7 protein-coding genes and 2 pseudogenes are annotated in these 8,157 nt (G+C 67.2%); 2 read left to right on the top strand and 7 right to left on the bottom strand.

Annotated elements, in window-relative coordinates; translation table 11 throughout:
* Nucleotides 1-90 precede the first annotated feature (90 nt).
* A pseudogene (locus ABZ490_RS49555) lies at nucleotides 91-711 on the bottom strand (solute carrier family 23 protein); the annotation flags it as partial.
* Complete coding sequence (locus tag ABZ490_RS49550; RefSeq protein ID WP_359006749.1) at nucleotides 696-2,120, bottom strand: transposase; 1,425 nt, start codon at nucleotides 2,118-2,120, stop codon at nucleotides 696-698. The pseudogene ABZ490_RS49555 and the gene ABZ490_RS49550, both read right to left, overlap by 16 nt.
* A gap of 170 nt (nucleotides 2,121-2,290) precedes the next feature.
* On the opposite strand from ABZ490_RS49550, the gene ABZ490_RS49545 reads away from it, so the two are divergent.
* Entirely contained in the window at nucleotides 2,291-2,452 is a 162-nt protein-coding gene (locus ABZ490_RS49545; RefSeq protein WP_359006746.1) for a hypothetical protein, read from the top strand.
* 93 nt (nucleotides 2,453-2,545) lie between these two features.
* Here ABZ490_RS49545 and ABZ490_RS49540 read toward each other — a convergent pair whose 3' ends face one another.
* Complete coding sequence (locus tag ABZ490_RS49540; protein WP_359006754.1) at nucleotides 2,546-2,866, bottom strand: transposase; 321 nt, start codon at nucleotides 2,864-2,866, stop codon at nucleotides 2,546-2,548.
* 400 nt (nucleotides 2,867-3,266) lie between these two features.
* Nucleotides 3,267-4,283: a carbon-nitrogen hydrolase family protein gene (locus ABZ490_RS49535; protein ID WP_359006743.1), complete on the bottom strand. Its 1,017-nt coding sequence runs from the start codon at nucleotides 4,281-4,283 to the stop codon at nucleotides 3,267-3,269.
* Nucleotides 4,284-4,550: 267 nt separating this feature from the next.
* Here ABZ490_RS49535 and ABZ490_RS49530 point away from each other — a divergent pair, with 267 nt between their 5' ends.
* On the top strand, nucleotides 4,551-5,546 hold the full coding sequence (locus tag ABZ490_RS49530; protein WP_359006741.1) for a helix-turn-helix domain-containing protein: 996 nt from the start codon (nucleotides 4,551-4,553) through the stop codon (nucleotides 5,544-5,546).
* Between the two features lie 476 nt (nucleotides 5,547-6,022).
* Here the strand turns inward: ABZ490_RS49530 and ABZ490_RS49525 are convergent, their stop codons facing one another.
* The 3 genes and pseudogenes from ABZ490_RS49525 to ABZ490_RS49515 all read right to left on the bottom strand — a co-directional run bounded on the left by ABZ490_RS49525 (nucleotide 6,023) and on the right by ABZ490_RS49515 (nucleotide 8,095).
* Nucleotides 6,023-6,340 (bottom strand): hypothetical protein, encoded by a 318-nt coding sequence (locus ABZ490_RS49525; RefSeq protein ID WP_359006738.1) that lies wholly within the window; start codon nucleotides 6,338-6,340, stop codon nucleotides 6,023-6,025.
* Between the two features lie 143 nt (nucleotides 6,341-6,483).
* A complete protein-coding gene (paaK, locus tag ABZ490_RS49520; protein WP_359006735.1) occupies nucleotides 6,484-7,830 on the bottom strand; it encodes a phenylacetate--CoA ligase PaaK in 1,347 nt (448 codons plus the stop codon).
* A pseudogene (locus ABZ490_RS49515) lies at nucleotides 7,827-8,095 on the bottom strand (hypothetical protein). The gene paaK and the pseudogene ABZ490_RS49515 overlap by 4 nt, the downstream one beginning before the upstream one ends.
* Nucleotides 8,096-8,157: the final 62 nt, after the last annotated feature.

The raw sequence follows: 8,157 nt of genomic DNA, 5'->3' as shown, positions 1-8,157 counted from the left end.
ACCGGAACGATGCCGGCTCCGTCAGGCAGAGCACAAGATCTGAAACAGAACACGACTCATGGGGCGAGCCCAGAACTCAAAACCAGGTCACTAGGCGGCTTCTCCCCGCGCCTCCCCGCCGCCGGTGGGCGGTGTCGCCGTCCGCGGTGCCGAACCACCCCGCGCCGGAAGGTGGTTGAAGACCAGGTTGAGCACGATCGCCGTCAGGCAGCCCGCGCTGATACCGCTGTTCATGATCGTCTGGAACCAGTCGGGGAACTTCTCGTAGACCGTCGGCACCCCGACCGGCAGCGTCCCGACGGCCACGGACACGGCGACCACGGTGAGGTTGTGGTTGTCCTTGAAGTCGACCCGGGACAGGGTGCGCAGTCCGCTCGCGGCGACCGTCCCGAACATCACCAGCCCCGCTCCGCCGAGGACAGGCGCCGGCACGGCCGCCACCAGCGCGCCCAGCTTGGGCAGCAGGCCGAGCAGGACGAGGATGCCGCCCGCGGTGGCCACCACCCAGCGGCTGCGCACCCGGGTCATCCCGACCAGTCCGACGTTCTGCGCGTACGCCGTGTAGGGGAACGTGTTGAAGACGCCGCCCAGGACGGTGGACAGGCCGTCGGCGCGCAGCCCGTCGGCGAGGGAGCGCGGCTCGACCCGGCGCCCGGTCATCTCGCCGACCGCGATCAGGTCACCGGTCGTCTCCGTCATCGTCGCGAGTGCTTGCCCCAATCAAGATCCATAACGTTGCCGCCATCGAGCAGGATGACCAGGTTGGGGTCCAGCTCGCCCTGGACCTTCAAGGGCGGAAGCATCGGGCGCTCGAAGCGCTGCGTCTCGGGGGAGAAGAGCGGCTCCATCATCTGCGCCCAAGCGCCGGAGGAGATCCACTTCTTCACCCGGGCCCGGACCGAGAAGCCGGCCGGGAACCTTTCGGGCAGGGACTCCCAGCCCGTGCCCGTGCGCATCTTGTACAGCGTCGCTTCCACGACGTCCCGTGGGTCCAGGCTGTTCTTGCGGACCTGGTGCGGCGGGATGCGCTGGACGACTTCCTCCCAGAGGTCGTCCGTCAGGCCCAGGACGCCGTGCTCCTGCTCGGCGAACCAGGCTTCGATGAAGCAGCTCCGCCCGCCCTGACGGACCGGCACGGGCCCGGCCACGGTGGCCTTGATGCCCATGAACTCGATGATGTCCGCTCGACGTTCGCCCTTGATCAGCCTGAGGTTCCTCTTCGCCAGCTCGATCAGGGAAGCGATGCCGGCGGCCCTCGTAGCCGCCCCCTCGGCGTCGTCCAGCATGTGCTGGGCCAGGTCCCGTTCCTTCTCCTTGTCCTTGATCTGCTTACTGAGTCCCGCCATGGCGGCGCTCACTACGGCCTGCGGGATCTCGGTGCTGCCTGTCGTGAAGGCCAGGAGCCGTTGCGCCGAGTCGTTGGTCAGCTGCTCGATCTCCTTGTCGAGCACCTCCAGCCGGGCTTGATACAGCTCACGGTGGTCGGGGGTGTCCCCGATCCAGCGCTGGGCCAGCTCCTGCAACGTTCCCTCGTCCGACAGGTAGTCGGCCAGGCCCTCCCAGACGTAGTCCTCGACTTCGTCGGCGAGGATGATCGAGTCTCCGCAGCCGCGGGCCTTGCTGCCCGAGCAGCGGTAGGCCCGCTTGCCTTCCTCTTTGAGGTACTGGCCCACGTAGTGGGCCCCGCAGGCGCCCGTGAGCCGCCTTGAGAGGGCGTAGACCTGCCCTGTGACCGACTTGGGTCGCGCCCGGCGCTCCAGCGCCTTCCTGGCGGCCCTGACGCGCTCGATAGGCAGTGGCGGGGGGCAGGGAATTTCGACGGTCTGGCCGTGGGCCGGCTGACCGTCCCGCCCGAGGCGGGTGGCCCGCTTGCCGCGGGTCTTGTTGACTTTCTCGTCCGTGTTCCGGAAGACCACCACGCCATGCATGGCGGTGTTGGCGAACTTGGCCTTCAGGTTCCCGCCCTTCCAGGGCGCACCGGAACGGGTGCGGTGGCCAAGGGCGTTCAGGGCCGCCGCGGCTTCGTCGGCACTCTTGCCCTCGTCCACGATCAGCTCTGCGGCCTTCTCCAGGACGATGGCCGGCCTGCGAGACCACCTGCCGACCGTCTCCCTGGACACGGACCCGTGGGTACGACGAGATAAGCTCTCTCACCTGGAAAGTACTCTTTTCCTTGCAGCCAACAGGACCCTCAGTAAGTCCTATCGTTGCAGGTCAAGGGCACTTTCCGTGTTTCTGATCAGCTCTTGGACAGCCCAACTCGTGAAAGCGCGAGGCTAGGCTCGTAGGCATGGGAATCGACTGGGAGAACATGTTCGGCACAAGCGGCAACGGCCTTAACGATGCCTACGACAGCGAGGTCTCCGCAGTCCTCTACAGCGAGGGCCGGTGGGACGGCAGTCGACCACTTCCCGTCGGTGAAGAGCTCGACGACACAGACGGCCTGCGCTGACCTGAGGGCACACACGGAAACGGCCGGGTATGGTCTCTCCCAGGTTCTCCCCCCGAGGCTGCTATATCGCGTCAAGCGGTGCAGGGGAGATCTTCAAGCCTCGGGATGTCTTTTGACTCGGGCGCTCGAGGAGCTTGAAGATCTGGCGGCAGATGGTCCGCTTGAGGCACCGTTGCGCGTCTCGGGAGGTCTTGCCCTCGTTGCCCGGCGGGCGATGTAGGTCTTGGCCGCTGGGTCCAGCCGCATCCTGATCAGCGTGATGGTGTGCAGGGCTCGATTCAGCTGCCGGTCACCGCTGTGGTTGATCCGGTGTCGGTTGGTCAGCCCGGAGGACGCGGGGATCGGTGCGACGCCGGCGAAGGCGGCGAACGCGGCTTCAGAGCGGAAGCGTCCAGGGTGCGACCAGCTGACCAGGATCTGAGCACGTTCACGTGTACGCCGACATCAACTGCTCCACGATGTTGAGGATCTCCTCTTCAAGTTCTTTGGCCTCGGCCTGGAGCGTTTTGATCCGCTGGGCGGTGGAGCGCAGAGCTCGGACCGTCATGCGGCGTTCAATGCACTGCGCCGGGCGATCCCGGAGTTGAGCGCAACGACTGATCTGGGCCGGCCGCTTGAGTTTGCGCAGTTCAGCGCGGAGGTCACGATTTACAGTCCCTCGTTAGGGTGATTCGATGGAGGGACCCGATGAGTGCAGCAGAGATGAGCCGCGCGGCGGTGAGCGGCACGAGCCCCATCGAGGGACCCATGCCGCGCTCAGCGGTCGCGGGCCATCGACAGCCCAACAGCACGCCGTGGTTCTGCACAGGCTGTGTCAGAGTCCGGCCTTCTCCGTTTCCACGGTGGGCAGCTCCTCGAAGCTCTCGGTGCTGGGGGCGGTCTGTTCGACGGGCCGACGCGGGGCCTTGTTCAGCAGCAGACGAGTCACGTCCGGACGGGAGTAGTGGCCGGCCGGGTCGGCGATCGCCTTGGAGAGGGCGATGGCGGAAAGATCGATGTCTGCGTAGAGGATGCCCTCGGCGTCCTCGGGCAGCGGCTCGGCCAGCGAGCTGCCGTCGGGGCCGTAGATACGGGCGAAGCCGCCGCCGCGCTGCAGGAGCTGCTCCTTCTCGGGGGAGTCACAGAAGAGCTCCATGGCCGCGTCGCCGATGACCGACGTCGGGGCGAGAACGTAGGCCTGGCCCTCGACCGCGTAGAACATGGACGCGGCGTTGTTGACCTCGGGGCCGAGTGCGTTGGCGGCACCCCGGTAGATGGAGAAGCTGGGCCACGCGGCGATGTGGATCTGCTCATTCTGGCTGTACATGGCGTACTTGGACAGCGGCTGCAGATGCTCCCAGCAGCACAGACCGCCGACCCGGCCCAGCGGGGTGTCACGGACGACCAGGTCGGAGCCGTCGCCTTCGCCGAAGACCGTACGCTCCACATGCGTCGGCTTGAGCTTGCGCCGGGTGAACACCTGTTCGCCCTCCGCGGAGATCAGGGCCTGGCCCATGTAGAGGCTCCCGCCGCTGCGCTCGCTGTACCCGGCGGCCACGGAGATGCCGTTCACGCGGGCGGCATCCAGGAGCCGCTGGAAGCGGGGACCGTCCAGAGTGATCGAGTTCTCGTGGTAGCGGTTGAAGAACTGCATGCCCCAGGCCGGTGAGTCCAGCCACAGCCACCACGGGTATCCGGGAATGAAGGTTTCCCCGAAGGCGATGAGCTGGGCCCCGGCGCGGGAAGCCTCCTCGATCAGGGCGATGCTCTTGTCGATCGTGGCATCCGCGTTGAGCCATACCGGCTCCGCCTGGACCACGGCTGCTTTGAAGGTGCCTGTGTACTCGACCATCGAGTGTCTCCTGCGCTGTGAAGAAGGATGGGGAGGATGTAAGCCACGTCACCTCTTGCGGTGCGTATGCGACGAATTTAGGGTCGACAACACGGGCGGTCTTGCCCGTCCGCGCCAGGGAACTTGACCAGGAACGACGTGCGGGTGAACACACCGGGTCAGGTATCGGCGTCCTCTGCGACGGGATGGACATGTCCGCGTTACCTGCGGTGTGATGCGGCGTGGCTACGGTGCCCGCAGCCCAGCCGGCGCGTGTAAGGAGGCATTGTGGCCCTCATTCTCTCCACGGATTCCGTACCGCCCCGTGACCGGCTGGCCTACTGGCACGAGGCGGTGTGGAAGACCTTCGTACCCCTGGACGTCACCGCACCCGACGCACCCGCGGACAGGCCCTTCTGTGGAAGTGTCATCACGGACCGGCTCGGGCAGTTGCAGATCTCCACGGTCGACGCCGACCGGGAACGGGTCCGGCGCAGCCCCAGCCTGATCGCCGAGTCAGGACAGGAGCTCATGCTGCTGGGACTGCAGGCCCGCGGTACCGGCGTGGTGGTCCAGGACGGACGCACCGCGCTGCTGCATCCTGGCGAGTTCGCCCTGTACGACACGACGCGTCCGTACACGCTCGACTTTCCCGATCGGTTCGTGACCGTGGTCTTCCAGATGCCGAGGCACACGCTCGGGCTGCCCGATGCCGAGCTGCGGCGCATCACCGGCATCACCATCGGGCCCCGCCAGGGGCTTGCTGCGTTGGTGGTGCCGTTTCTGTCCAAGCTGGCCGCCGAGGTCGGCACCTGTCGGCCCGAGGTTGGCGAGATGCTCGCCCGCAACGTTACGGACTTGCTCACCACGACCGTCACGGAGTACCTGGGTCAGGATGCCCGCCGTACCGATGCCGCTCAGGAGACCCTGCTTCTGCGGATCCGGGCCTTCATCGATGCTCGCCTGGCGGACCCGGCTCTGTCGGCCGAAGAGATCGCTGCCGCTCATCACATTTCCCTGCGCCACCTGCAGCGCCTCTTCCAGGCGGACGGTACGACAGTGGCCGGGTGGATCCGGGGCCGTCGGCTGGAGGAATGCCGTCGGGCGCTGGGCCGTCCGCGCCGCAGCAGACCGACCGTGGCCGCTGTCGCGCAGCAGTGGGGCTTCGTCAGCCCGGCCCACTTCAGCCGAGCGTTCCGCGCCGCCTACGACATGTCTCCCCGCGAGTGGCAGGCCTTGGCCGAAGAGACCGCGTTCCTGCCGCCCCGCCCTCTGCCAGACTGATCCGCCGCGTTCATCCGGACGCGCACTGTCGGAGCGGGGGCAGCGGCCGGGTGAGGTGTCCGCGGTGCTGGGCAACGGCCCGCGAAGCCGGTCCGACCATGGTGCGCGTTCCGTGTTGCGGCCACTACGGACGGTGCGTGCGGTCCGGTCGCCGTACCGGCCGATTGGTGTTCCTGCGCGTGACAGACACACATCGCGTGCATGGCGCGCTCGCTCCGGTCGCGGGCTACCCGCGGACAGGCGGGCGCTGATCGCTGCTCTGTGCGATCGGGCCCTCTTCGGCTTCCCTGGTTTGAGCCGCTTGGTACGCCATTACCGGGATCCTGGTCATGTCGGGTTGTGCGCCTGAACGTGTCCATTCCGCCCGCTCAGGCCGTCGGAGAGGACCGTGGCCAGCATGGCGGGTCTCCACCGGCAGGCTGCCGGGCAGCCGGTACCACTCGCGAGCGAGTTGACCGTGCCGAACAGCAGTCGGCTCACGAGGTGCGGTTCGATGTCGATGCGGACGCCTCCCTCGGCCGCCGCAAGGGGTACGAGCTCGGGGACGTGGTGATCGAAGTCGCGGCGGTGCTACAGGGCCCGCACGTTCGGCGGCCAGGACGTCGACGCTGCGCCGTACGATGTGCCGCAGGCCGACCGGTCGCGCTGATGGCCGCCGTGTCGGGTTCGCCGAGCACGGCGAACAGCGCGTCCAGGGCGCGGGTGACGGCAAGGGCGAGGAGCTCCTCCTTGCCGGAGACGTGGTGGTCGATACTCGACTTGCTCAGACCCAGCCGACTGGCCAGTTCTTCCATGCCGTTGCCGTCGTAGCCGCGCTCGTTGAAGGCCGCGACCGCGACTGCCAGAACGGAGTCGCGGTCGTAGGCGGCCGCTCCCGGCGATCGGTACGGCCCGTATGGGTGTTCTGCTCACCTGGTCATTGTCCCGAGCGAGCGGATCAGGCGTTGCGCAGATCCTTGACCCGGTGCAGCTTGCCGAGAGAACGCTCCAAAGTGTCCGGCGCGACGACAGCGACCTCCACGGTCACTCCGACGCCGTCCTTGACGCCCTTGCTGATGCTCCGGGCGGCGCTCTCAAACTGCTCGGGACTCGTGCCAGGGCGGGCCTCGACGCGGACCGTCATGTGGTCCATGCGCTCGCGGCGGGACAGTTCGATCTGGAAGTGGGGGGCGACGGCGGGGGTGCGCAGCACGATCTCCTCGATCTGGCTGGGGAAGACATTCACTCCGCGCAGGATGATCATGTCGTCGCATCGGCCGGTGATCTTCTCGATCCGTCGGAAGGCGGGGCGGGCGGTGCCGGGCAGCAGCCGGGTCAGGTCGCGCGTGCGGTAGCGGACGATCGGAAGGGCTTCCTTGGTGAGGGAGGTGAAGACCAGCTCGCCGCCCTCGCCCTCGGGCATGACGTCATTCATGACCGGGTCGACGATCTCGGGGTAGAAATGGTCCTCCCAGACGTGCAGGCCGTCTTTGGTCTCCACGCACTCCTGGGCGACGCCGGGGCCGATCACCTCCGAGAGGCCGTAGATGTCCACGGCGTGGATCCCCATGCGCTCCTCGATCTCTCGGCGCATCTCCTCGGTCCAGGGCTCGGCGCCGAAGATGCCGATCTTCAGCGAGGTGGAGCGCGGGTTGACGCCCTGCCGCTCGAACTCGTCCAGCAGGGTGAGCATGTAGGAGGGGGTGACCATGATGATCTCGGGCCGGAAGTCCTGGATGATCTGCACCTGGCGTGCGGTCATGCCGCCCGAGGCGGGGATCACCGTGCAGCCCGCCCGCTCGGCACCGTAGTGGGCACCGAGACCGCCGGTGAACAGTCCGTAGCCGTAGGAGATGTGAACTCTGTGGCCGGGGCGGCCGCCGGCGGCGCGGATCGAGCGCGCTATGACGTCCGCCCACATGGAGATGTCGTTCTCGGTGTAGCCGACCACAGTGGGACGGCCTGTTGTACCACTGGAAGCGTGGACGCGGCGGACTTGGTCCATGGGCACGGCGAACATGCCGAAGGGGTACGTGTCCCGCAGGTCTGCCTTCGTGGTGAAGGGGAAAAGGGCGAGGTCTTCCAGCGAGCGGCAGTCCTCGGGTGCGACGTCGGCCTCGTCGAACTTCTTCCGGTACAGCTCGACGTTGTCGTACGCATGCCGCAGGGTCGCGCGCAGCCGGCGCAACTGGATGGCTCTCAGTTCCTCACGGGGCATCCGTTCGGCGTCGTCCCGCAGTTCGTCGGGCAGAGGCTCGCCGTGGCGGGCCGTCCTGACCGAGCGGGTGTCGGGGTTGTTGCTCATTGCGACTCCTTCGGCTCTGTGCTGTGCATATTGCGGCTGTCTGGTGCCGTTGTGCGGACACTGCGACTGCGGCCGCGGAACTCCGCGATCACCTCGCCGCCCCGCAGGAGACTCACGTCGTGGATACCGCTGCGACCAAACCGGATGCGCTCTCGAATCCGTTGGTCAGCGTCGCTGTCACGGTCATCCGGAGGATGGCGGTCACCTCGCCGTGCGCCGGCAATGCGATACCGAGCCGCTTGGACGCCTCGTCCGCGGAGCACATCGATTCGACAGGCCTGCGGGTCGTATTAGTGGCTTGTGTCACTGTCTGAACCGCCTTGTCTC

The sequence above is a fragment of the Streptomyces sp. NPDC005811 genome (assembly GCF_040630405.1).
Classification (GTDB): domain Bacteria; phylum Actinomycetota; class Actinomycetes; order Streptomycetales; family Streptomycetaceae; genus Streptomyces.
Note: the sequence above shows the minus strand (reverse complement) of the source record. Positions and strands in the feature narration are given on the sequence as shown.